Annotated in this window: 28 protein-coding genes; 11 read left to right on the top strand and 17 right to left on the bottom strand. The window is 46.9% G+C overall.

The window, feature by feature from the left end; translation table 11 throughout:
* Window positions 1–5 precede the first annotated feature (5 nt).
* Window positions 6–743 carry a protein-glutamine gamma-glutamyltransferase gene (locus tag ACQE26_RS09020; protein WP_500471321.1) on the top strand — a complete coding sequence of 246 codons (738 nt, stop codon included), beginning with the start codon at window positions 6–8 and terminating at the stop codon, window positions 741–743.
* 17 nt (window positions 744–760) lie between these two features.
* Here the strand turns inward: ACQE26_RS09020 and ACQE26_RS09015 are convergent, their stop codons facing one another.
* The 7 genes from ACQE26_RS09015 to ACQE26_RS08985 form a co-directional block, all read right to left on the bottom strand.
* Entirely contained in the window at window positions 761–1012 is a 252-nt protein-coding gene (locus ACQE26_RS09015) for a protein YuzH (RefSeq protein ID WP_500471320.1), read from the bottom strand.
* A 25-nt stretch (window positions 1013–1037) separates the two neighbouring features.
* A complete protein-coding gene (locus ACQE26_RS09010; protein ID WP_500471318.1) occupies window positions 1038–2069 on the bottom strand; it encodes an NAD(P)H-dependent flavin oxidoreductase in 1032 nt (343 codons plus the stop codon).
* Window positions 2062–2484 (bottom strand): secondary thiamine-phosphate synthase enzyme YjbQ, encoded by a 423-nt coding sequence (locus tag ACQE26_RS09005; protein ID WP_060964449.1) that lies wholly within the window; start codon window positions 2482–2484, stop codon window positions 2062–2064. Before ACQE26_RS09005 ends, ACQE26_RS09010 begins: the two co-directional genes overlap by 8 nt.
* Window positions 2485–2604: 120 nt before the next feature.
* Window positions 2605–4263: a glycoside hydrolase family 13 protein gene (locus ACQE26_RS09000; protein WP_500471317.1), complete on the bottom strand. Its 1659-nt coding sequence runs from the start codon at window positions 4261–4263 to the stop codon at window positions 2605–2607.
* A gap of 90 nt (window positions 4264–4353) precedes the next feature.
* Window positions 4354–5643 (bottom strand): hemolysin family protein, encoded by a 1290-nt coding sequence (locus ACQE26_RS08995; protein WP_500471316.1) that lies wholly within the window; start codon window positions 5641–5643, stop codon window positions 4354–4356.
* A 42-nt stretch (window positions 5644–5685) separates the two neighbouring features.
* Window positions 5686–6363: a zinc metallopeptidase gene (locus ACQE26_RS08990; protein WP_007408641.1), complete on the bottom strand. Its 678-nt coding sequence runs from the start codon at window positions 6361–6363 to the stop codon at window positions 5686–5688.
* A gap of 46 nt (window positions 6364–6409) precedes the next feature.
* Window positions 6410–6673: a YuzI family membrane protein gene (locus ACQE26_RS08985; RefSeq protein ID WP_438420478.1), complete on the bottom strand. Its 264-nt coding sequence runs from the start codon at window positions 6671–6673 to the stop codon at window positions 6410–6412.
* Window positions 6674–6805: 132 nt separating this feature from the next.
* Here ACQE26_RS08985 and ACQE26_RS08980 point away from each other — a divergent pair, with 132 nt between their 5' ends.
* Both ACQE26_RS08980 and kbfO read left to right on the top strand, forming a co-directional pair.
* Entirely contained in the window at window positions 6806–7060 is a 255-nt protein-coding gene (locus ACQE26_RS08980) for a protein mistic (RefSeq protein ID WP_438420479.1), read from the top strand.
* The gene (kbfO, locus tag ACQE26_RS08975) at window positions 7057–8043 is read left to right on the top strand and encodes a potassium channel protein KbfO (RefSeq protein ID WP_500471314.1); all 987 of its coding nucleotides are present in this window, start codon (window positions 7057–7059) and stop codon (window positions 8041–8043) included. Before ACQE26_RS08980 ends, kbfO begins: the two co-directional genes overlap by 4 nt.
* Here kbfO and ACQE26_RS08970 read toward each other — a convergent pair.
* From ACQE26_RS08970 to ACQE26_RS08960, 3 genes are read right to left on the bottom strand one after another with little or no spacing between them, the layout of a single operon-like run.
* Window positions 8040–8444 (bottom strand): YugN-like family protein, encoded by a 405-nt coding sequence (locus ACQE26_RS08970; protein ID WP_016938149.1) that lies wholly within the window; start codon window positions 8442–8444, stop codon window positions 8040–8042. The two genes, kbfO and ACQE26_RS08970, sit on opposite strands and share 4 nt — an antisense overlap.
* 22 nt (window positions 8445–8466) lie before the next feature.
* Entirely contained in the window at window positions 8467–8865 is a 399-nt protein-coding gene (locus ACQE26_RS08965) for a transporter (RefSeq protein ID WP_500471312.1), read from the bottom strand.
* A gap of 18 nt (window positions 8866–8883) precedes the next feature.
* Entirely contained in the window at window positions 8884–10236 is a 1353-nt protein-coding gene (locus tag ACQE26_RS08960; protein ID WP_014472188.1) for a glucose-6-phosphate isomerase, read from the bottom strand.
* 329 nt (window positions 10237–10565) lie between these two features.
* On the opposite strand from ACQE26_RS08960, the gene ACQE26_RS08955 reads away from it, so the two are divergent.
* Both ACQE26_RS08955 and ycaC read left to right on the top strand, forming a co-directional pair.
* Window positions 10566–11135 (top strand): NADPH-dependent FMN reductase, encoded by a 570-nt coding sequence (locus tag ACQE26_RS08955; protein ID WP_500471310.1) that lies wholly within the window; start codon window positions 10566–10568, stop codon window positions 11133–11135.
* A gap of 137 nt (window positions 11136–11272) precedes the next feature.
* A complete protein-coding gene (gene ycaC / locus ACQE26_RS08950; protein ID WP_016938145.1) occupies window positions 11273–11917 on the top strand; it encodes an isochorismate family cysteine hydrolase YcaC in 645 nt (214 codons plus the stop codon).
* Between the two features lie 206 nt (window positions 11918–12123).
* On the opposite strand, the gene ACQE26_RS08945 is transcribed toward ycaC, so the two are convergent.
* Window positions 12124–13296, bottom strand: coding sequence for an iron-containing alcohol dehydrogenase (locus ACQE26_RS08945; protein WP_060964442.1), 1173 nt, complete (start codon window positions 13294–13296; stop codon window positions 12124–12126).
* Window positions 13297–13382: 86 nt separating this feature from the next.
* Window positions 13383–14546 (bottom strand): iron-containing alcohol dehydrogenase, encoded by a 1164-nt coding sequence (locus ACQE26_RS08940; protein ID WP_060964441.1) that lies wholly within the window; start codon window positions 14544–14546, stop codon window positions 13383–13385.
* 231 nt (window positions 14547–14777) lie between these two features.
* Between ACQE26_RS08940 and ACQE26_RS08935 the strand changes: the two genes are divergently transcribed.
* Window positions 14778–15014: a DUF378 domain-containing protein gene (locus tag ACQE26_RS08935; RefSeq protein WP_003152104.1), complete on the top strand. Its 237-nt coding sequence runs from the start codon at window positions 14778–14780 to the stop codon at window positions 15012–15014.
* Between the two features lie 47 nt (window positions 15015–15061).
* On the opposite strand, the gene yugI is transcribed toward ACQE26_RS08935, so the two are convergent.
* The 3 genes from yugI to ACQE26_RS08920 all read right to left on the bottom strand — a co-directional run bounded on the left by yugI (window position 15062) and on the right by ACQE26_RS08920 (window position 17322).
* A complete protein-coding gene (gene yugI / locus ACQE26_RS08930; protein WP_013353366.1) occupies window positions 15062–15454 on the bottom strand; it encodes a S1 domain-containing post-transcriptional regulator GSP13 in 393 nt (130 codons plus the stop codon).
* 197 nt (window positions 15455–15651) lie between these two features.
* Window positions 15652–16821, bottom strand: coding sequence for an aminotransferase (locus ACQE26_RS08925; RefSeq protein ID WP_060964440.1), 1170 nt, complete (start codon window positions 16819–16821; stop codon window positions 15652–15654).
* Window positions 16822–17322, bottom strand: coding sequence for an Lrp/AsnC family transcriptional regulator (locus tag ACQE26_RS08920; protein ID WP_003152098.1), 501 nt, complete (start codon window positions 17320–17322; stop codon window positions 16822–16824). It abuts the gene before it with no gap.
* A gap of 151 nt (window positions 17323–17473) precedes the next feature.
* Here ACQE26_RS08920 and ACQE26_RS08915 point away from each other — a divergent pair, with 151 nt between their 5' ends.
* Window positions 17474–18295, top strand: coding sequence for an alpha/beta fold hydrolase (locus ACQE26_RS08915; RefSeq protein ID WP_045925832.1), 822 nt, complete (start codon window positions 17474–17476; stop codon window positions 18293–18295).
* 23 nt (window positions 18296–18318) lie between these two features.
* Here the strand turns inward: ACQE26_RS08915 and ACQE26_RS08910 are convergent, their stop codons facing one another.
* A complete protein-coding gene (locus ACQE26_RS08910; protein WP_500471309.1) occupies window positions 18319–18579 on the bottom strand; it encodes a DUF1871 family protein in 261 nt (86 codons plus the stop codon).
* An 86-nt stretch (window positions 18580–18665) separates the two neighbouring features.
* On the opposite strand from ACQE26_RS08910, the gene ACQE26_RS08905 reads away from it, so the two are divergent.
* The 3 genes from ACQE26_RS08905 to kapB all read left to right on the top strand — a co-directional run bounded on the left by ACQE26_RS08905 (window position 18666) and on the right by kapB (window position 21667).
* Window positions 18666–19832, top strand: a complete 1167-nt coding sequence (locus ACQE26_RS08905; protein WP_500471308.1) for a MalY/PatB family protein — start codon at window positions 18666–18668, stop codon at window positions 19830–19832.
* Window positions 19833–19951: 119 nt separating this feature from the next.
* Window positions 19952–21235, top strand: coding sequence for an ATP-binding protein (locus ACQE26_RS08900; protein WP_500471306.1), 1284 nt, complete (start codon window positions 19952–19954; stop codon window positions 21233–21235).
* A gap of 45 nt (window positions 21236–21280) precedes the next feature.
* Window positions 21281–21667: a kinase-associated lipoprotein KapB gene (kapB, locus tag ACQE26_RS08895; RefSeq protein WP_500471305.1), complete on the top strand. Its 387-nt coding sequence runs from the start codon at window positions 21281–21283 to the stop codon at window positions 21665–21667.
* A 24-nt stretch (window positions 21668–21691) separates the two neighbouring features.
* On the opposite strand, the gene kapD is transcribed toward kapB, so the two are convergent.
* Entirely contained in the window at window positions 21692–22309 is a 618-nt protein-coding gene (gene kapD / locus ACQE26_RS08890) for a 3'-5' exonuclease KapD (RefSeq protein WP_029575323.1), read from the bottom strand.
* A gap of 151 nt (window positions 22310–22460) precedes the next feature.
* Between kapD and ACQE26_RS08885 the strand changes: the two genes are divergently transcribed.
* Entirely contained in the window at window positions 22461–23705 is a 1245-nt protein-coding gene (locus ACQE26_RS08885) for a multidrug efflux MFS transporter (protein ID WP_500471481.1), read from the top strand.
* Window positions 23706–23716: the final 11 nt, after the last annotated feature.

Genomic DNA, 23716 nt, shown 5'->3' with positions numbered 1-23716 from the left:
CGCAGATGATTATCATTTCCGGCCAAGTGCTTCGGCCCCAGGACATTGCGAACTGGCAGACGGAAGAAAGCCTTGTTCCGTATCTAAATGAACTGACCCATTCTCCCGTACAATTTGATTACGGATCGATTGCTGAACTGATGTTTGAAGCACGGCTGCGGCGCCATATTGTGGAAGCCGCAAGAGAACTGAACGGATCAGGCGCAAAATTTGCAACGTTCGCCAAAACATACGGAAATACGGCTTATTGGAGACTGACGCCGGAAGGAGCCTTGGAGCTGAAGTACAGAATTCCCGCTTCAAAAGCGATTCGGGATATTGTTGAAAACGGGGCGTTTTATGCATTTGAATGCGCGACGGCCATTGTCGTGATTTATTATCTGGCCGTTTTAAAGACAATCGGTGAAGAGCGGTTTGACCGCCGTTTCCCGGATATTACTTTGTATGACTGGCACTATGAGCATCTGCCGATCTACACGGAAACCGGCAGCCACTTTTTAAGGGGAGATTGTTTATATTTTAAAAACCCTGATTTTAATCCTGCAAAGGCCCAGTGGCGGGGAGAAAATGTCATTGTGATGGGGAATGACCAATTTTTCGCCCACGGTCTCGGGATTCTGACCGCTGAACAGATTATCCAGAAATTGAATTCTTTAAGAAAAAGAGATGCCGTGAAGTCGGCTTATCTGCTTTCTCAGGCGACAAGGCTTGATGCGCCTGCGCTATATCGGATGATGCATTAAAACAATCCCATCGTCTGTCAATGTGACGATGGGATGTGAAATGCTTTTCTTTTTCGGTAAAAAGCCGTCGTGCCGAGCGCTTGGTTTGCCGCCCATTCAAACTTCTCTAAATCATGGCGGGTGACGGCTCTGTCCCGTCTGCTCCATTTAATGGCCCGGACAAAGTAATACCCTTTAATCGGCGCCATGGTGACTTTGGAATGCGGAAAATCTTCAAAGACAAACTCAATATTTCCTCTTTTTTTATAGGACATTTGAAGAATCTTCATCTTCCATCACCTCACAGCATCTTGATTATGATCGGCACAAGCGGTCCAAAACAGCTTTCACATCTGTCGGCCCTTCAAGTTTCGGGGCGGACTGGCCCGCCCATAAAGACATATACTCCGCATCTCCCGATTGAGCTGCATGCCCGCGCATCGGCTTTGTGAGCGTATTATGCAGCGGATAAGGCAGCGTTTTTCCCTCGTCAGCTTCATATGTTTTCATGAACTGATTCACGATTCCGCGCGCCTGTTTTCCCGAAAACAAGGTGGTCAGCCGTGTGTCGGCTCCTTTTGATTCGGCAATGGCTTTTTGATATGCCGGTGAAGCGCTGCTTTCTTCACAAAGGAGAAACGGCGTGCCGACTTGAACGCCGTCCGCACCTAAACATCGGGCCGCCTGCACCCCGCGGCGGTCAAAAATGCCGCCTGCCGCAATGACCGGGATATTCAGCGCGTCTTTTGCCTGCGGAATGAGCGCCATAAGACCGAGAGCCGGTTCTCCTTTAACCGGCAGAAACGATCCGCGATGTCCCCCGGCTTCTATTCCTTGAAGGATTACGGCGTCCATTCCCCGCTCTTCAAAAGCCTTCGCCTCCTCCGGCGTTGTCGCCGTGCCGAACAGGAAGCATCCGTTTTTCTTCAGCTTTTCCGCCGTTTCTTCCGGCGGCAGGCCGAAGGTGAATGAGCACGCTTTGACCCCGTAACGGATCAGAAGCTCCGCTTTTTCTTCAAAATCGTTCCACTCTTCTTTCAGATTGGAGAACGGCTTGGCGTCTTTTGCCCTCGGGATGCGCGCTTTCCATTGTTCAACCAGTTCCTCCTCAGGCATCTGCCTTTCTTCCGGGACGAACAGATTCACTTGAAAGGAGCGCTCGGTCAGGTCTTTCATCTCGATAAGCTGTTTTTCAAGCGCCGGCGGGCTGACGTATCCTGAAGCGAGGCTTCCGAGCGCCCCTTCATTTGATACCGCCGCAGCCAGGCGCGGCGTGACAAGCCCTCCGGCCATCGGCGCCTGAATGACTGGCTTTGTTAATGATAAGGCGTCCATCCACTCACTCATTTGCGGATGCCTCCGTTTCAGCGTGGATTTTGATATAACATGTTCTGTTTCTCGGACCGTCAAATTCGCAAAAATAAATGCCCTGCCACGTTCCGAGGATCAGGCGCCCGCCTTCTATGATGACATGCTGGGATGCGCCCGTTGTACTCGCCTTCATATGTGCCGCCGTATTTCCCTCCATATGCCGGTCCAGTTCGTGCTCCCACGGATACACTTCGTCAAACCTGCGGAGCATATCCCTTTTTACATCCGGGTCGGCATTTTCATTGATGGTAATGCCGGCGGTAGTATGGGGACAGTATATGAGCGCCAAACCGTTTTTCACGCCGGTTTCGCGGAGAAACGCTTCCGCTTCATGTGTGATGTCGATCATTTCATCCCGTCTGTTTGTTTGAATCTGCAATTGTTTCAGCATATGAATGCCTCCTCTCTTTTTTTCTTCTTTCCCATATTCGTTTCTGTATTTGTCTTTTCCTGTCGGATCGCGATGATAAACGCAGATCATAAAAAACTTCAGCCCCAAAACTGAAGTTTTTCACCATATATATACGCGGGCCTCATAAGGCTTTAAAAGGAAGGATGTCACATGCCGATGCGGCGGTGTTTCCATGTTTGCGAGCACGAGCGTATCGGCGTCAAGCGGATAACCGGGGTGCCTGTATAATGCGGGAGTTTTAGACAGATTGGTGATGATCAGGGCGGTTTCCGTTCCGTTTTTTCTTAGGTAGGCATAAATCTGCCGGTCTTTTGGAAGCAGCAATTCATAAGTTCCGCTGATCAATACGTCATGTTCTTTCCTGAGGGCGATCAGCCGTTTGTAGAAATGGTATACGGATGTTTCATCCTTCATTTGCGATGCAGCATTCAGCCATGTGTGATTCGAATTCACCCCGAGCCACGGAGAAACATCAGAAAACCCGCCGTTCGCCGTCCCGCTCCATTGCATCGGTGTCCGTGAATGATCCCGGCCCTTCTTCCAGATCGTCTTCATCACTTTTTCATGCGGAACGCCGCGGGACGTCTCTTTTTCATACAGCTGTTTGATTATGACGTCGTCGTAATCTTCAATGGATGGGAACGAAACATTGGTCATGCCGAGCTCCTGTCCCTGGTAAATAAACGGCGTGCCTTTCATCAGCATATACATCGCGGCAAGTGCCTTAGCGCTTTCTGTCAAAAACCGTTCGTCACCCCATACCGAAACGGATCGGGGCTGGTCGTGATTTTCCATAAATAACGCATTCCAGCCTTTTCCCTCAAGGCTGTTCTGCCAGTCGGACAAAACGCGCTTAAGCGCCGGGATGCAAATGCTTTGATCATCATCCGTATCCCAAAGGCCGAGGTGTTCAAATTGAAAAATCATATGGAAGACGCCGGTTTCTTCACCGGCCCAATCAGCCGCCTCCCAAGCCGCCACTCCGTTCGCCTCGCCGACCGTCATGATCGGATAATGTGAAAATGTTTCCCGCTTCAGCTCTTTTAAGAGATCCACGATGCCTTCTGTATTCATATGATACGGGAAGGACGGGACATACGGGAGACCGTCCGGATTCGGCATGTCAGGGAGCCCTTCTTTTTTCTTGATGTGAGAAATGGCATCCACCCGGAAGCCGTCAATGCCTTTATCAAGCCACCAGCGGATCATCTCATAAACGGACTGCCTCATCGTTTCGTTTTCCCAATTTAAATCAGGCTGTTTTTTATCAAACAGGTGAAGGTAATACTGGTTTGTCTTTTGATCATATTCCCACGCCGATCCGCCGAAAATGCTTTCCCAATTGTTCGGCTCTTTGCCGTTTTTTCCGTCTCTCCAGATGTACCAGTCCCGTTTTTCGGAATCTTTCGCTGAGCGCGATTCGATAAACCAAGGATGTTCATCACTCGTATGGTTGACGACGAGGTCTATAATCAGCTTCATGCCGAGTGCATGGATATCCGCGAGGAGCCGGTCAAAATCCTCCATCGTCCCGAATTCTTCAGCAATTTGTTTGTAATTTCGAATATCGTAGCCGTTGTCGGCGCCCGGCGAGTCAAAAACGGGGCAAAGCCAGATCACATCAGCCCCCAACTCTTTTATGTAATGAAGCTTTGCTCTGATGCCGTTTATGTCGCCGATTCCGTCCCCGTTCGAATCCATAAAGCTGCGGGGATAAATTTGATAGACGGACGCCGTTTTCCACCAATCCGTTTTCATACCGTCCACTCCTTTCTCTACAGCATATGAAGGAGCGGGATGAAGAAGCATTTTTTTCGCAAAAAAAGCCTCATTGCAAAAGCAGGAGGCTCAGAAATCGGTTTTTTTAATTTCAACAAAGCGGATATGGTGGTCTTCTGCTTCAAGCACCTTGAATTCGCACCCTTCAGCATGAAACACATCACCGTTTTTCAGCTCCATTTTTTGTGTGAGGAGCCAGCCCGCAATCGTGTCTATGTCTTCATTTTCGATCGCGATATCAAGAAGATCATTCACCTCTTCTATCAGCGCTTTTCCGTCCATCACATAATGATGCTCGCCTTTTTTGACGATGTGGGGCATTTCGTCCTGGTCATATTCATCCCGGATTTCGCCGACGATTTCCTCCAATATGTCTTCGACGGTCACAAGTCCCGCCGTACCGCCGTATTCGTCAACAAGAATCGCCATATGAATCCGCTCCTTCTGCATGCGGATCAACAGCTCCTGGACAGGGATGCTTTCAATGACTCTGATGACCGGACGCATCATTTCTTTTAACTCGATGGAACGGCCGAGAAAATATGCTTTAAATAAATCCTTGTTGTTAATAATGCCGAGAATGTGGTCTTTATCTTCCTTAATGACCGGATATCGCGTATACCGCTCGTTGATGATCAGATGAATGGCTTCATCAACTGACTGCTCGAGCGAGATGGCGGCGATTTCGGTGCGCGGCACCATGATTTCTCTGGCGACACGGTTATCGAATTCAAATATTTTGTTGACGTAACGGAATTCGGATTGATTGATTTGACCTTTTTTATAGCTTTCAGACAAAATCAGCCGCAATTCCTCTTCACTGACCACGACTTCATGTTCTTTCACCGAATGAAATCCGAACAGCTTGACCAAAAATCCGGCTGAGCCGTTTAACAGCTTGATAAACGGATACATCACTTTATAAAAGAGAATGAGCGGTTTCGCCGTCCACAGACTGACGGCTTCAGCTTTTTGAATGGATATCGTTTTCGGCGCAAGCTCGCCGATGACGACGTGCAGATACGTAACAGCGATAAACGCCGCAATAAACGTGACGACGTGCGTAATGGATGACGGCATTCCGATCAGACTGAAAACAGGATGAAGAAGCCGCTGAATCGTCGGTTCGCCCAGCCAGCCGAGTCCGAGCGCCGTAATCGTAATGCCGAGCTGGCACGCTGATAAATACTCGTCGAGATTTGTAATCACCCTGTGCGCCGCAAGCGCCCGGCTGTCTCCGGTTTCAACCAGCTCCGCAATTTTTGAACCGCGGATTTTGACAATCGCAAATTCCGCAGCGACAAAGATGGCCGTTAATCCGATTAACAGCAAAATGAGAATCAGTTTTAATATAAGCAAAAAAACCCCTACCGCAAACGGTAAGGGGCCACCTCCTTCGTGTTAATTCTCATCACGACCATTTAAGAAAATCATCACAAAACGAAGCAGCTCGAATAAGGAAACGAGCGCCGCAGCCACATACGTCAGCGCAGCGGCGTTCAGCACTTTATTCACGCCGTGTTCTTCACTGTTGCGAATGAATCCTTCCGACACGATAATCCGCTTCGCCCTCGCGCTGGCATTAAACTCGACAGGCAGTGTGACAAGCTGGAAAAAAACAGCGGCAGAAAACAAAATAATGCCGAGCCCGATTAAATTCAAGCTGCCAAGGAGCATTCCGCCCAAGAAAAGCAGAGGGGCGACTCCGGAGGCAAAATTGACGACCGGAAAAATTTTGTGCCTCAGTACAAGCGCGCCGTATGATTCCTGGTGCTGCAAAGCATGTCCGACTTCATGGGAAGCGACGGAAATGGCGGAAATGGAGCGGCCGTAATATACCGGCTCAGATAAACGCACCACCCGCTCCGTCGGGTCGTAATGGTCTGTTAAAGTGCCTCTTACCGGTTCTACCGGCACATCATATAAACCGTTTATATCAAGAATCCGTCTTGCCGTTTCCGCCCCGGTCCGCTGACTGGAAGCTTCCACGTCTGAGTATTTCTGAAAATTACTTTTCACTTTAAATTGTGCCCAAAACGACAATCCCAATGCAGCAATTGTTAAAAAGACAAACAGCATATTATCCTCTTCCTTTTTCTCTTATATCGTACGATCTGCTTATATATTATTTTAATGATTGTCCGCTTTCCTGTACAGAAATCCGCTTCTTTTTTCTGACAGGAATCAATCCTCCGAGCAAAATCAGAACACATCCGGCCATTGCGGTATAAAACGGAAACGTGCCGACAGTCCCTTTTGCGAAAGCGAGCCATGAAAAGCTGCCGGACATATGGTCATATCCATTTAAATCGAAAATAAGCAATACGGCCGCTGAAGCGAGCAGCTGCCCTCCGGCCAGCGCCGCCAGCAGTTTTTGAATGACTGTCATCTGACTCACCCTTTTTCGGTCCGCTTTCTTTATCATATGAAAAAATGAAGGTGAATATGTTTTCGCTGATTTTTGAAAGACATCAAACGAACTGGGACATACTGTATAAAAAAGGTACAGGTGTGATCCATCATGAAAGTGACAAATGGCGAAAAAGAACAGCTGAGCAATGCGATAGACAGAATGAATGAGGGGCTTGACGCCTTCATCCAGCTCTATAATGAATCGGAAAACGACGAGCCTCTCATTCAGTTTGAGGATGAGACGGCCGATTTAATCAGACAGGCGCGTGACTCATACGGGCAGGAACAGCTGAATGAAAAATTAAACACCATTATTAAGCAGATTTTGTCCATCTCTTTCTCGAAAGAGGAGCCGGCCGAATGAAATCAAACCGTATCTTTATTTCCTGGCTGAGATGGCCGTTATATATCCGGATCGGACTGATCATTATCGCCTTGATCTTATTGTTCGGCCAATTGATTTACATGCTTGAACCGAAGCAATTCACGTCTGTGTTTGAAGGGGTTTGGTGGGCGGTTATTACGGTAGCCACGGTCGGTTACGGCGATTATGTTCCGCAGACGCCGCTCGGGCAGATTGCCGGCATGGTGCTTGTATTAAGCGGAGCGAGTTTTGTGACCGCCTATTTCGCCACGCTTTCTTCAGCCGTGTTCAGCAAACAGCACCGTTATATCGAAGGGAAGGTCGCCTTTAAAGGCAAGGGGCACGTCATTCTTATCGGGTGGAATGAGAAGTCGTATATGCTGCTGAAAGAACTGCAGCACATCGCACCGTCAAAAACTGTCGTCCTGATTGATGATTCATTAAGAGAAGGGCCGCTTATTGAAAATGTCCATTTCATCCGCGGACATGCCGCTGATGACAGCACACTCAATAAAGCGAATATTACGGAAGCCGATACCGTCATTCTGACAGCAGACCAGCAGAAAAATGAATCCGAAGCTGATATGCTGTCGGTATTAACGCTTCTCGCCATCAAAGGGCTGCATCCGTCCGTTTATTGTATCGTGGAAATTTTAACAGAACGGTATGTCAAAAACGCCGAACGCGCAGGAGCCAATAAGATCCTGTGCACATCACGCCTGTCGAGCCGGGTGATGTTTGAGCATTACCGGGTCAAGATGCAGCTTGCCAAGCCGCAGACGCTGTCCGATTTGACGCTGGAGAAAAAGGTTCGCATCATTCCCGTCCCCGAGGAATTACAGGGCTCCTCTTATCATGATTGTGCGCGCTATTATCTCAAACGGAATACAACGATTATCGGCATACAAAAAGAAGAGGGGCCGATGCTGACCCCTCCCCTGTCATACCAGGTGCTCAGTACTGATCTTTTTTTGGCGCTTTAATGCAGCAGGACATCTTCCAGCTCTTTCACGAGCGAGATGCCGATATCTATATATGAGCGGTCAATTGCCGCATCCCGGCGTTTCGGCTCGGAGAATTGGTTGAATAATGATTCAAAAACTCCGCCGCCTGCTGCATCATCCGTTTCCTGCTGATAGACGTGCCTCAGCAAAAAGGGTGTGCCGATTGTAACGGCCGTTCCCCGTTCATCAAGGCGTCCTTTATTTGCTTCAACAGGGATACGGAGAAACAAATAGCCGTCCTGATCGGAAATTTTGTAATCAAAGAATCCCCGGTCATATTCCCAGCCGCCTCCGATGGTATAACCGATCGGTTTCAGCACCTGTTCCAATTCGCGGAGTAAAAAAGACTGTCCTTCAAGTGAAGATGGTATGCTGATCATGTACATACGCTCCTTTTAGTCTTTAGCGTCCCCGGTCTGCGATATCTTCATACGGCTTCCGCAAAGAATCAGGAGCAGCAGACAGACGCTGAAAAGAGGTAACGGCGCATTCAATCAGAACATACGTCACAATTGCGGAGAGAGCGGCATCCGGTGAAATGAGGAAAACGGCTGCATACAGACAGCACTTCGTAATGAGCGAATACATCCGGCCCATCTTCAGTTTCAGCCGGACCATATCCGTAAACAAGCCGAGGGGAAGAGCGAAAAAAATGATCGTTTGTAAGAGGGAAGCAGAGGACGGGTTCAGCGCAAAAAAGACAATAGCAGCGGAACAGAAGGAAATGACGGTATGCTTACATAAGAGCCGTGTCAATTCATCATCACACCTTTCATGGTTTAAAAAAGGCTGACCCGTCATGCGGGCCAGCCATTCTTTTTATTTCTCAAGGCGTTTTTCAAGCTCTGCTTTTTTCTCTTCAAAGCCCGGTTTGCCGAGAAGCGCGAACATGTTCACCTTGTAGGCTTCAACACCCGGCTGATCAAACGGGTTGACTCCGAGCAGATAACCGCTCATTGCCACCGCTTTTTCAAAGAAATAGACGAGATATCCAAATGTATATGCGTTAAGCTCCGGAATGTTGACGATTAAGTTCGGCACTTTTCCGTCTGTATGGGCCAGCATCGTACCTTGGAACGCTTTTTTATTGACGAAATCGACCGTTTTGCCGGCTAAGTAGTTTAAGCCGTCGAGATCATTTTCCGCTTCTTCAATTGTCAGCTCATGCTTCGGTTTTTCTACGTTTAATACAGTTTCAAACAGATCCCGTCTGCCTTCCTGCACGTATTGGCCGAGAGAGTGAAGGTCTGTTGAGAAGTTAGCGGAGGAAGGATAAATTCCTTTCTCGTCTTTTCCTTCACTTTCACCGAAGAGCTGCTTCCACCATTCTGCAAAGTACTGCAGGGCTGGCTCGTAGTTAATGAGCATTTCAATGGTTCTGCCTTTATTGTACAGAACGTTGCGGACGACGGCGTATTGGTAAGCCGCATTCTCTTCTAATTCCGAGCTGGAAAAGTCTTTGCTTGCATCAAGCGCGCCCTTCATCATTTCGTCGATATCAGCCCCGCTTACCGCAATCGGCAGAAGACCCACAGCAGTCAGAACGGAGAAACGTCCGCCGACATCATCAGGAATAACGAATGATTCGAATCCTTCTTCGTTAGAAAGCGTTTTTAGAGCGCCGCGCTCTTTGTCAGTCGTCGCGTAAATCCGCGCTTTCGCTTCTTCTTTTCCGTATTTCTCTTCAAGAAGTTTGCGGAAAATCCGGAAAGCGATGGCAGGTTCCGTCGTCGTTCCTGACTTAGAAATGACATTGATAGAGAAATCAGCGTCTTCCAAAAGATCCATAACGTCTTTCATATAAGTTGAGCTGATATTGTTGCCGATAAAGATGACTTGAGGGTTTTTGCGTTTATCTTTCGGCAGAACATTATAGAAAGAATGGTTGAGCGCTTCAATCGCCGCGCGGGCGCCTAAGTATGAACCGCCGATTCCGACGACGAGAAGCACGTCTGAATCTGATTTGATTTTTTCAGCGCTTTTTTTAATGCGCGCAAATTCTTCTTTATCGTAGTTTTCAGGGAGGTCCACCCAGCCTAAAAAGTCGCTTCCGGCGCCTGTTTTTTCGTGGATATTATGGTGTGCCGTTTTTACGAAATCACGTGCGTATGTAAGTTCATGTTCATTGAAAAAAGGTAACGCTCTTGAGTAATCAAAGCGTACATGCGTCATTTGCTTGTCCCTCCATCACGGTGAATTGTTTTCTCTTCCACTTTATATGAACTCCACCTCTAAATCAAGTCATGAAGAAGGCTTGGCGGATACGGGATTTGCGTTAAAAATGCATTCATTTTTTCTTACAATATCTCGGTTTTGAGATAGGTATTGTACAGAACGTTATATTTGTATGTATGGTGAGAAGGATCACTAATCAAATGACGAAAAATGCAGTAAAGGTGAATGCACGCACGATAAATCAAATATTTCCATTTTTAAAAATAGTGTCTATATTTGGGGTATCATGTTAAGATGAAAATAATTTTAAACTGGGAGGTGATTTTATGACTAAAACCATTGGTCTTATTTGTGGAAGTTTACGAAAAAACTCGTATAATCGAGCAATTGCTCAATCCTTGATTGACTTGGATCATTCAGCGCAATTTCGTTGGATTGAAATAGACGGTCTTCCTTTTTTTAACGAAGATTTAGAAATGGCCGGAGCGCCAGAATCCGTAACCTCCTTTAGAGCAGATATACAAGACGTTGACGGCGTCATCATTGTAAGTCCAGAGTACAATTCCGGAATGCCAGGGGTATTAAAAAATGCATTGGACTGGGCATCGAGACCGCGGACCTCTTCTGTGTTCAACAGAAAACCGGTTGGCCTAATCGGAGCAACCCCCGGAGGGTTCGGTACCGCCTTTGCCCAAATGCAAATGAGAGAAGTACTTGAAGCTATGCAAGTCAATGTGCTGCCCTTTCAAAAAATGCTGATTTCGCAAGTCCATGAGAAAATGGAATCCACTCAAAACATACTTACGGATGAACAAACAAACCGTTATCTTCAACGCTATTTACAACAGTTCATCCATTGGATTGATTATGCTCCGGTTCCCATTCCAGATGAATAAAAGGATCATAACCCTCACTAAAAGTCACCTCAGAAGCTTTCTATCTATACAACATATTCTTAAATTGTTTACAAAAAATACAAGAGCTGGATTTACCTTTGACAAACTTACTTGACTCATTTAAGGAGGATAATAAAATGTCTGATCTTTATTCCCGTCTTTCAAAAGATGATGCTGCTGTTCTTTTGGTAGATCATCAAACCGGCCTTATTTCCGGTCTGGTACGTGACTATGGTGTTGATGAATTTAAGAACAATGTATTGGCTCTTGGCGATACGGCTAAATTCTTTGATTTACCGGTTATTTTAACAACGAGTTTCGAAAACGGACCTAATGGCCCACTCATGCAGGAATTGACGGATCTCTTTCCTGATGCACCAAAAATAGCCCGTCCCGGACAAATTAATGCATGGGATAACGAAGACTTTGTGAAAGCCATTGAAGCAACTGGGAAAAAACAGCTTATTATCGCAGGTGTAGTTACAGATGTCTGCGTTGCGTTTCCTGCACTTTCCGCAATCAAGGCAGGTTACGAAGTGTTTGTTGTGACAGATGCTTCGGGAACATTCAGTAAGCAAGTAGCAGATGCATCATTAACCCGTATGGCTCATGGGGGCGCACAGCTTATGAACTGGTTTAGTGTAGCATGCGAGTTGCAACGTGATTGGCGCAACGATGTTGAAGGGTTTGGCGCATTAATTTCCAGTCATCTTCCCGGCTACCAAAACTTAATGGGGAGCTATATGGGGGCGCAGCGAGATCTTAGTACACAAAATGCATAAAAAAGAGCGCTGATTAAATCAGCGCTCTTTTTTATTCTTACTTTTCTTCATATTCATGATTCCATGCGCCGACTCGCTCTTTCAACATACAAAAAAAATAAGGGAGTCAAATCCGCATCATATTCAATACGATACGGATGAAACGGTTTTCCATAGTTGTTTCACTTGCTCCTGATTCACTACGGTTAGATCTGCAGGATGTGATCTTACAGAGACGCCTTCAGGATGGCCAGCACGTCATCTTTGTTCAGTTTTTGGAAATTGCCGAATCCGCCGTGTTCCATTTCTTTTGCAGCGATATCTGCGATCAGCTCAAGCTTGTCTTCGCCGATGTCATAATCCGCAAGACGGGACGGCGCGCCGAGGCTTGACCAGAACGCTGATAACTTATCGATTCCTTCTAAAGCAATTTCTTTATCTGTTTTGCCTTCGGTATCAATGTCAAACATGTTGAGCATGAGGTTTTTAAAACGGTCTACATTTGTATCAAGCGTGTATCTCATCCAGTTCGGGAACAGAATCGCAAGTCCTCCCGCGTGAGGGATGTCATAAACCGCTGATACGGCGTGCTCCATCGTATGGGAAGCCCAATCGCCGAAATAGCCCATTTGCAGCGTACCGTTTAATGCGATCGTACCCGCATATAAAATCGTTTCACGGTGCTTATAGTTCTCAAGGTCTTCCAAAAGTTTCGGCGCTGTCTCAATCACCGTCTGAAGCACCGCAAAACACATTCTGTCCTGAAGCGGCGTGTTTTCAACATTGTGGAAGTATTGTTCAAATACGTGGCTCATCATATCCACCATGCCGTATACGGTTTGATTTTCCGGAACGCTGAATGTATTCTCAGGGTCTAAAATAGAGAAACGCGGATGAGTGACATTGCTGCCCCATACGTATTTTTCATTCGTTTCCCAATTGGTAATAACGGAATCAGGGTTCATTTCAGAGCCTGTCGCCGCAAGCGTCAGCACCGTGCCGAACGGAAGCGCGTCCTGTGCCGTTACTTTTTTGCTGTAAATGTCCCATGCGTCTCCGTCATACTTCGCTCCGGCCGCAATCGCTTTTGTACAGTCGATGACACTTCCGCCGCCGACTGCGAGAAGAAAATCAATTTCATGCTGTCTGCACAGCTCAATTCCTTTTTTCACCGTTGCCAGACGCGGGTTCGGTTCAACGCCCGCAAGCTCATGAACGGCTGCGCCTTCTTCTTTTAAGATGCCTGTTACTTGGTCATACAGGCCGTTTCGCTTAATGCTGCCGCCTCCGTATACAAGCAGCACGTTTTTCCCGTATTGCTTCAGCTCTTTTTTCAATTGGTCGATTTGACCTTTTCCGAAAATCAGTTTCGTCGGATTGTAGTACGTAAAGTTCTCCATTTATCATAACCTCCAAAAAAATCGTAAGGGAATTACTATAACACAGAAAAAAAGGAGCTGCCAATTCGGCCGCCCCCTTTATTCTATTACAATGATGCCTTCAGTATCGCAAGCACATCTTCTTTCTGCAGTGATTTGAACTGTCCGAATGCGCCGTTTGCCATCGCTTTGTCTGCAATCGTATCCAGCTTTTCATCTGAAATATCATAATCAGCGAGTCTGTTCGGAGCGCCGAGGCTCGTCCAGAAAGCAGACAGTTTGCTGATCCCTTCAAGCGCGATCTCTTCATCTGATCTGCCTGCCTCGTCAATGTCAAAAACACGGACGGCAAGCTGCTTAAAGCGGGCCGGATTTTCTTTGAGCACATGTCTCATCCAGTTCGGGAACAGAATCGCCAAACCTCCAGCGTGCGGGATATCGTACACCGCTGACACCGCATGCTCGATGTTGTGTGTAGCCCAATCCCCTCTTGCGCCCATTGACAGCATTCCGTTTAATGCGATGGTGCCTGTATATAAAATTGTCTCACGAAGCTCATAGTTCTCCAGATCATTGATCAGCTTCGGCGCTGTTTCAATCACCGTGCGCAGAAGTGATTCACACATCCGGTCCTGATACGGCGTGTTTGACGTGTGGTGGAAATATTGTTCAAACACATGACTCATCATATCGACCATGCCGTAAATGGTGTGGTCTTTCGGAACGGTAAATGTGTTTACCGGATCAAGAATAGAGAACTTAGGATAAACGAGCGGGCTTCCCCATCCGTATTTCTCCTGTGTTTCCCAGTTTGTGATCACTGATCCGGCGTTCATTTCTGAACCGGTCGCCGCAAGTGTCAGCACTGTTCCGAACGGCAGCGCTTCTTTCGGCTGGTGTTTTTTCGTGACGATATCCCACGCATCACCATCATATTTAGCGCCCGCCGCGATGGCTTTCGTGCAATCAATGACACTTCCGCCGCCGACGGCCAATAAGAAATCGATGCTGTGTTCTTTACAGAGCGCAACACCTTTGTTCACTGTTGAGACACGCGGATTCGGCTCTACGCCTGCCAATTCATGCACCGTAACTCCGGCTTTTTTCAGCAGCCCGGTTACTTGATCGTAAAGACCGCTGCGCTTAATGCTGCCGCCTCCGTATACGAGCAGCACGTTTTTTCCGTACGGCTTGATTTCTTCTGGAAGCTTTTCAACCTCTCCCTTTCCGAAAATCAATTTTGTCGGATTCCAATATGTAAAGTTTTGCATGACATCTCCTCCTTTGGATTTATATTATGCAGAAAGTTGACGTTCAATGTAAAGCAATCCGCTTTTTTGACGGCACATCACACGGTTTCAAGACAGCGGGGTCCCGGGAAAGTCACTGGTACAGCATGAGACAGTGTGTGTTTTTACATGGCGGAGAATGAAACATGCATAGTTTCTTTGCTTTGTCACAATCTATAACTGTTTCACGAATTCATAGAGGAGGTTGTTTACATGAGTGTTATTCAGCGTATCTGTCTCGTTTTAACAATTATCGGCGCGATTAACTGGGGACTGATCGGATTTTTCCAATTTGATTTAGTAGCAGCCATCTTCGGCGGCCAAGGATCAGCTCTGTCGCGGATTATTTACGGCCTTGTCGGCATCGCCGGTCTCATCAATCTCGGCCTGCTGTTTAAGCCGAACGAAGAAACATCCCGCGAGGAAGCGGCAAATCCAGAAGTCAGATAAACATAAAAAAAGCACCGAACATACATATCCGGTGCTTTTTTTGATGCTTATTTTTTGATAAGGTCTTTGCGGTTGGACTGTTCGATCCACTCTTCAAGCTTATCTTTCAGTGTGTTGAAACCTTGCGGAGCAGATGCTTCTTCAGAAACTTGAGCCGCTTTCGGTTTTCTTGGCTTGCTTTCTTTTCTTTCAGGCGCTGCTTGAGTCGCACGGATAGAAAGGCTGATTTTGCCTTTTTCTTCGTCAACTGCAAGAACTTTTACTTGTACTTCGTCACCGATAGAAAGGTGCTCGTTAATGTCTTTTACGAAACCGTGAGTGACTTCAGAAATGTGAACAAGTCCTTGAGTTTCTTCATCTAATGCAACAAACGCACCATACGCTTGTAATCCTGTTACTTTACCAGTGTAAACACTGCCCACTTCAAATTTTGCTGCCATTCATAACAACTCCTAAGTTAAATTAAATACAGTTTATACGCAATTTAAAATTATATCATACAAGTTTGTTTTTCGCAAAGGGAACTTTTTTGTATGATAATGTTTAAGCACAGAAAAAGGTGGGTATACTATGATTACGAAGGCTTTCTAGTATTCCCCCCCTTTTATTTGGATGCGAACCGGGTTCGTATCTTTTTTTATGCCCTTTTTTCAACAAACCGTTTGATTCTGACGAGCGCTTCCTGAATCTGCTCAATAGATGTTGCATAGGAACATCTGATATACCCTTCGCCGCTCGGGCCGAATACATTCCCCGGAACGACGGCTACTTTTTCTTCAAGAAGCAGCTGTTCCGCGAATTCTTCTGAACTCATGCCTGTCGATTGAATGGAAGGAAAAGCGTAAAACGCTCCGCCCGGATGGTGGCAGCCGAGTCCGATTTCGTTCAATGTTTCCACAATCAGATTTCGGCGTCTCCGGTAGCTTTTTTTCATTCGTTCGACGTCTTCCTGACCGTTTTTCAGACCTTCAAGCGCGGCGTACTGCGCCATAGAAGGCGCGCACATCATTGCGTGCTGATGAATTTTGAGCATGGCATCCCTGATTACGGGAGGCGCCGCCGTAAATCCGAGTCTCCATCCCGTCATGGCAAATGCTTTGGAGAACCCTGAAATCAGAATCGTCCGCTCCTTCATGCCGCCGATGGCCCCCATGCTCGTGAATGGCTCATCATACGTCAGCTCGGCATAAATTTCATCGGCAAGCACGATCAAGTCATGTTTTTCAGCGAAGGCAGCGATCGATTCAAGTTCTTCTTTCGAATAGACGGAACCGGTCGGATTTGACGGCGAGCAAAGAAGCAGCGCTTTCGTTTTGTCCGTCAGGGCCGCTTCAAAATCGGCCGGGGATGCTTTGAAACCTTTTGCAGCGACAGTCTGAATCGGCACCGGCTTCGCCCCCGTCAGCGTCACGAGTGATTCATATGCGACAAAACACGGTTCGGGAATTAACATTTCCTCTCCGGGATTCATAATGGCACGGACAGCGAGATCAAGCGCCTGGCTTGCCCCTACCGTAACAATCAGTTCACTGTCAGGCGAATAATTCAGGCCGAACCGCTGATCTAAATAGCGGCTGATCTCTTCTCTCAATTCATAAAGACCCGCATTTGCGGTATAAGCCGTGTAGCCCTGTTCTAAAGAAAGAATACTCGCTTCCCTCACGTTCCATGCCGTCACAAAGTCAGGCTCCCCCACTCCCAGTGAAATGACGCCTTCCATCGTAGCGGCCAGATCAAAGAATTTGCGGATGCCTGACGGTTTAATCTGCTGCACATAATCCGATAAATAAGAAGTCTTCGTTTCCATTTACGGAGACACCACGATTCTTTTGTCATCGTCTCCGCTTTCAAAGACTTTGCCGTCATGCTTATATTTTTTCAGGATGAAGTGCGTTGTCGTGGAAACGACAGACTCAAGGGTGGACAGTTTTTCAGAAACGAAGCTCGCCACGTCTGACATCGTATTGCCGCGGATGACGACAGATAAGTCATACACCCCTGACATCAGGTACACTGATTCAACTTCCTGGAATCTGTATATCCGTTCAGCGACTTCATCAAAGCCGACATTTCGTTTCGGAGTGACTTTTACGTCAATCATCGCCGTGACGCCTTCCAGCCCGTCGACTTTGCGCCAGTCGATCATCGCCGCATAATCAATGATGACTTTTTCCTTTTCAAGCTTTTCAATGATGCTTTTGACTTCTTCGGCGGGAATGTTCGCCATTTTCGCGATCGTTTCCGCATCAACGCGGCTGTTTTCGTCTAAAATTTCTAATATTTCTGTTTCTTTTTCGGTCAGCTTCATACGTTTCACACCTTTTCATTATCAAAAATCTTCATGACATTATATCACGATTTTCGACAAATGCTAAGAAAAACCCGCAAGAAACCAAAGCTAAAATCTGACAATTAAAAAGCCATTACATTACAACACAGAAAGGATGGAGAAGACGATCATGGAAGCTGTTTCACCGATTAAACGGGCCGCGATACACGGAGTTGAGCTGTATTACGAGCATTATGAGAACCCCGGCAGACAGACGCTCGTCTGCGTACACGGTTTTTTATCTTCGGCATTCAGCTTCAGAAAACTGATTCCGCTGCTCAGAAACCATTATGATATTATCGCCGTTGACCTGCCTCCTTTCGGACAATCGGAAAAGTCACGGACGTTCGTATACACTTATGCAAACCTCGCCAAGCTTCTGATCGGACTTCTGGAAAAACTCAATATCAGCCGGGCCGCGCTCGTCGGTCATTCGATGGGCGGCCAGATTTCCTTATCCGCGTCTCTGCTTAAACCCGAGCTTTTTACTAAAATCGTCCTGCTGTGCAGCTCGGGGTATTTAAAACGCTCGCATCCGTCGATTATAGTCGGAACGCATATCCCTTGTTTTGACCTGTATCTTAAGTATTGGCTTTCAAAAGACGGCGTGCTGAAAAACCTGTTAAATGTCGTGCACGACCGGACGCTTATCGACCAGGAAATGATTGACGGTTATGAAAAACCATTTACAGACCGCCAGATTTTCAAAGCGATGACAAGGTTCATCAGACACAGGGAGGGCGATTTGGACTCCGAGGATTTGAAGAAAATACAAAACCCCGCTCTTTTAATATGGGGGGAGGAAGACCGGGTCGTGCCGGTTTCAGTCGGAAAACGGCTTCATCACGACCTGCCGGATTCTATTTTATATTCGCTTAAAGATACGGGGCACCTCGTCCCCGAAGAGCGTCCTGAGTTTGTTTCAGAGCGGATTTTTGAATTTGTCCAATAAAAAAACCGGCGTTTCCGCCGGTTTTAAGGGGTGCAGGAGCTGCTTTCTTTTATGAGCAGAAGCTGCCCGGCGGCCTTTTGGCAGTCTTCGATCGGAAGCTTTTGTTCAAATGAAACTTCAAAGATGTCCTGTATGGCTTCTGCCAGCTTGCCGGCGCGGTCTTCACGATATACGGCCTGAACGATATCGACGGCTTCTGTCTCATAAAATTCTTCTCCATATTTAAACGGGTCCCACTTGGCAATGATTTTCATCATTTCCATGGCCGCTTGGCTTTCTTCCATTTTCATCACCGCTTATAATAAAGTTTGCAAATCTATTTTATCATAGATACGATGTGAAAAATAATGATACAACAGGAGTGACATACATGAACTTTGACCTTCGAGAAAACCGCTTTGGCACTCAATCGGTGAAATGGGACAAGGCGGAAGCGCTATTCGGCGTATCGGACGCACTTCCGATGTGGGTGGCCGATATGGATTTTCGCGCTCCCGAAGCAGTCACAGACGCATTAAAAGCCCGTCTTGACCATGGCATATTCGGTTATACGTCTCCTGATGAGAACACAAAAAAAGCCGTCGCTTCATGGCTTGATACACGGCACGGCTACCGGCCCGATCCCGCAAGCATCACGTTCAGCCCCGGAGTTGTGACGGCGCTCAGCATGGCCGTTCAGGCCTTTACCGAGCCGGGAGATCAGGTGTTGATCCAGTCACCGGTATATACGCCTTTTTATCAGATGATCAAAGAAAACAAACGGCAGGTTTTACATAATCCTTTACGGGAAGAAAACGGAATCTACCGCATGGATTTTGAGGACCTTGAGAAAAAGCTGAGCGATTCCGGGGTTAAGCTGATGATTCTCTGTAATCCGCACAATCCGTCCGGCAGAGCATGGAGCCGGGATGAGCTTTTGAAGCTCGGATCGCTGTGCGCCGCCCATAACGTCACCGTCGTTTCTGACGAGATTCACTCCGACTTGATGCTGTACGGAAAACCGCATACGCCTTTTGCTTCTCTGTCTGAGGATTTTGCGCGGATTTCTGTTACTTGTGTCGCGCCGAGCAAGACGTTTAATATTGCCGGCATTCAGGCATCAGCCATTATCATTCCCGATCGGTATAAGCGGGCGAAATTCTCCGCGGCATTGCATCGGAACGGGATCTCCAATCTCAACACATTTGCGGTTGCTGCAATCGAAGCGGCTTATACAAAGGGAGGCCCTTGGCTTGACGCGCTGATTCCTTACATAGAGGGGAATATGAAATTAGCTGAGGACTTTTTTAAAAAAGAATTGCCGAAAGTCCGCATGATGAAGCCTGATGCTTCCTATTTGATCTGGATGGATTTCAGCGAATACGGATTTTCAGACGCCGAGCTCAAAGAAAGAATGCTCAAAAAAGGGAAAATCATTTTAGAGCCGGGAACGAAATACGGACCTGGCGGCGAAGGATTTATGAGACTCAATGTCGGCTGTTCAGCCGCAGCTGTAAAAGAAGGGCTTGAGAGAATCAAAGCAGCGCTTGCTTCATAATGTAAAGAACGCCTTTATCAGAAGAGATAAGGGCGTTCTCTTTAGAGAAATATATACTTTTTTTGGCGGTAAAGATGTTATAATAGGTTCATATTTACATAAGAAAGGATTTCGCATAAATGGAGATTGTAAAGGATTATCTGCTTCACTTCTCTTTTCTTTTATTTCCTATTTTTCTCTATCAAGTCTTCTGGCTCAGCAAGTCCGATTTGCTTGTGCCGAGAGCGAACCGCCTGCTGGTCGCCGTATTTGCAGCGGCATCTTCATTATTATGTACGGCTTTTCCCATCCAGGAGCTTCATTCCGTCCGTTACGGATTGCAGCTGATTCCCATTATCGTCTGCCTGCTTTATTCCGGAACTGCCGCGGGACTTGCCGCAGGAGCAGCGTCTGTTTTGTTTCAGCTCATATGGTTTGAACCTTCCGCTCTTTTTTTCTTATCCTTAATTCCTTTTTTATTCATCATCTCTATCCAGCTCCAAACGAAATGGCCCTTTTTTTCAAAGCGGAAGAAACTGATTTTCGCTCTTCTCATCGGCTGTACTGAAGCCGCCTTATTAACCGCAACTGTCTTCATCTATTCCGTGACCAATATTTTCAACTTTCAAAATCTATCTTCCGTTTATTTTGAGGCGGGAGTATCCGTTTTTTTTCAGGTCAGCGCTCTTTTGCTGTGCATTTATTTGATTGAAATCATTGATGAGAATGCGTCCATGCGGGCAAGGCTGATTCATTCAGAAAAAATGGCTGTCGTCAGCGAGCTTGCGGCAAGCGTCGCACACGAAGTCCGCAATCCGCTCACGGTCGTCAGAGGTTTCGTGCAGCTGCTGTTCAGCGGCGATCAGCTTCAGGATAAATCACACGCCGGGTATCAGAAGCTTGTGCTGTCCGAACTTGACCGGGCTCAGACGATCATAACGAATTATCTCGATATGGCGAAGCAGGATGACTATGAAAAAGAAAGGTTTGATATTTCTCTGCTTGTGAAGGAAACAGGTTCCTTAATGGAGTCATACGCCAATTTTAAATCGGTGACCGTTACTGTTCGAAGCGAGCCGGATTTATATGTGTTCGGGGATGTAAAAAAACTGAAACAAGCCTTCATTAATCTGATTAAAAACAGTATTGAAGCCGTGCCTTCTGAAAACGGCCGAATCGAGGTCTCCGTCCAAAAACAGGAACAGATGATTCTCATTCAGATTACGGATAATGGGATCGGCATGTCCGACGAAGAACTTCAAAAACTCGGCAAGCCGTATTATACGCTGAAGACTAACGGCACTGGGCTCGGGCTTACTGTGACATTCTCCATTATTCAGCATCATGAAGGCTCCGTCTATTTCACCAGCGGAGAGCACTCGGGCACCACGGCCTCTGTCAGGCTTCCGGCAGCTGTTCTCTAGCCAATCGCGTTGATCTTATATAGAATAAACAGAGAGGTGAACGCAATGAATTCATTTGAAATCGGCACAATCGTAAAAGGGTTTTATAAAACAGGAGTATACATAGGGGAAGTGACAGACGTCAGACCCAATCACTATTTAGTAAAAATTAAAGCCGTTCTGACGCATCCCGCTCAAGGAGATCTTCATCATCCGAAGCAGGCGGATGTTCCGTTTTTTCATGAAAGAAGAGCGCTCGCATTCGGAGAACAGACAAACATACCGCATCATATGGTCAAACCGTTTGAAGGCGAAGTTCCTGATTATACGGCTTCCTTACAAGCGGCGGCTGCCAGGCTGAAAGATCAGCTCACAGCGGACGGATCAGAATGGGCGGAACGTTCGCTCGCCAACTTGGCCGCGTTAGAGCGCGACTATTTTAAAAGACGATGACCCAGTCGGCATGATTGGGTTTTTTTATGTGGCCCGGCGAAACAGTTCAGTCAGATCGACGCGATCGCCGATCGTCGGAGGTTTCGGTTTTTCAAGGTATTGTTTATCCCGTTCGACAAGCTTGAATAATTTATAAGTCGTCTGCGCATCATCAAGCGCTTTATGATGTGTGCCCGTCCCTTTATCGCCATACTCTTCAGCCGCTTTCCAAAGCCCGGTCAGTGTTCTGTCCCCGAAAAAGTTTTTATATTCAAGGGACAAATCCCGGAGTTCTCCTTTAAATGGAAAGGGGATGTGGTTAAACATGCAATTTTGCTTTAACACTTTCATATCCATATTGCCCCAGGTGACGATCGTGCAGTTTTTATCAGGGTCAAGCTCATTTAATTTGCGGATGAATTCATTAAACGTGATTCCGCCGTCCACGTCTTTTTGGGTGATGTTCAGAAAGGTTTTGCATCGTTTTGTCAGCTTCGGGAATTTTTTCGGTTTGATATAACTCGAAAACGTTTCAGTCACTTCATCATTCACTGTCTTGACAATCCCCGCTTCAATAATTTCGGGAAAGAAATTTTGCGGGCTGTATTTTCCGTCAGGCATCGTAAATTCAAAATCAATAATGAGCAGACTGCGCTGATCCACTTTTTTTACACCTGCCTTTCCTCCGATCAAAAATGATATTTTATGATAGTATATCAGTTTCCCCTCTGAAACTTTCTTCATTTTCTAAAAATAATGAATTTTCCTATATCCGCATCGAAAATACAAATACCGGATTCATTCCTATATACTTATAATTAGACACACGAAAAGTAAAGAAGGTGATGTTATTTCTGTCCGTAAGAAGAACTTCGTCGTCATTTGGATTACAAATTTCTTTATTTCCGCCAGCATGACTATGATTGTTCCGTTTCTTTCGTTATATATCGAAACGATCAGCCCCCATTCGGGCGGGTATGTGCAGAGATGGAGCGGTTATGTGTTCGGCGTCACGTTTTTAATGGCGTTTGTGATTTCCCCGTTTTGGGGGAGATTCGGCGATAAGCGCGGCTACAAAAAAATTCTCTTGATTACAGGAACCGGCATTGCCGTCAGCATTTTATTGATGGGGTTTGTGACATCGGTTTATCAGCTGTTTGTCCTCCGGCTGCTTATGGGCCTTGTCACGGGCTTTGTTCCGACATCACTGGCGATGATTTCGGCGCAGACACCGAAAGAGACTGCCGGGAAAACACTCGGCACGCTGCAGATGGGTCAGGTGTCAGGCACTTTATTCGGACCGATGCTGGGCGGGCTGCTGGCTGACAGCTTCGGGTTTACGTATACGTTTTTTATTACGTCTTTTGTCATTTTCGCATCTGTGCTTCTCGTTTTATTTCAGGTTAATGAGCAGCCGCTCGGCGAGAAACAAAGCAAGCGGAAAACCTACTCCAGAAAACAGGTGCTCTCTTATATTTTTCACCAGCCCGCGCTTTGGGCGATGATGGTGCTTACTATGATCGTGCAGACCGGCAATTTCAGTATTCAGCCGCTGCTCGCTTTATATGTCAATGAGCTGCACGGGCCTGTTAATTTAGCTTTTTTCTCCGGAATGGCGTTTTCAGCGACCGGACTCGGAAGCTTACTGCTTGCCCGGAAATGGGGAGACCTCGGCGACCGCTTCGGCCACAGCCGGATCTTAATCGTGCTTTTGATTGCCTCAGCGGTGTTTTTTATTCCGCAGGCGCTCGCCTCCTCCCTTTCCATCCTTTTAGTCTTCAGATTTCTGTTCGGGATGGTCATGGGCGGGACGCTGCCTTGTATTACGGCAGCGATCCGCGTCAGGGCGCCGGGCAGCATTCAGGGGGAGGTGCTCGGCTATAACGTCAGCTTTCGTTTTCTCGGAAACGTCATCGGCCCTCTGCTCGGCGGTGCGGTTTCGAGCGGTTTTTCCATTTCGGCCGCTTTCTACGTCACCGCTTTTCTCTTTTTGGCAGGCGCGGGGCTTTTATGGCTGGCCGGACATTTGGAAAAAGATACAGCGTCTGATGCGGGCTGACCGATCAGCAA

The organism is Bacillus sp. 5RYD7K (genome assembly GCF_059831465.1).
This window is presented reverse-complemented; position numbering and strand designations above follow the sequence as displayed.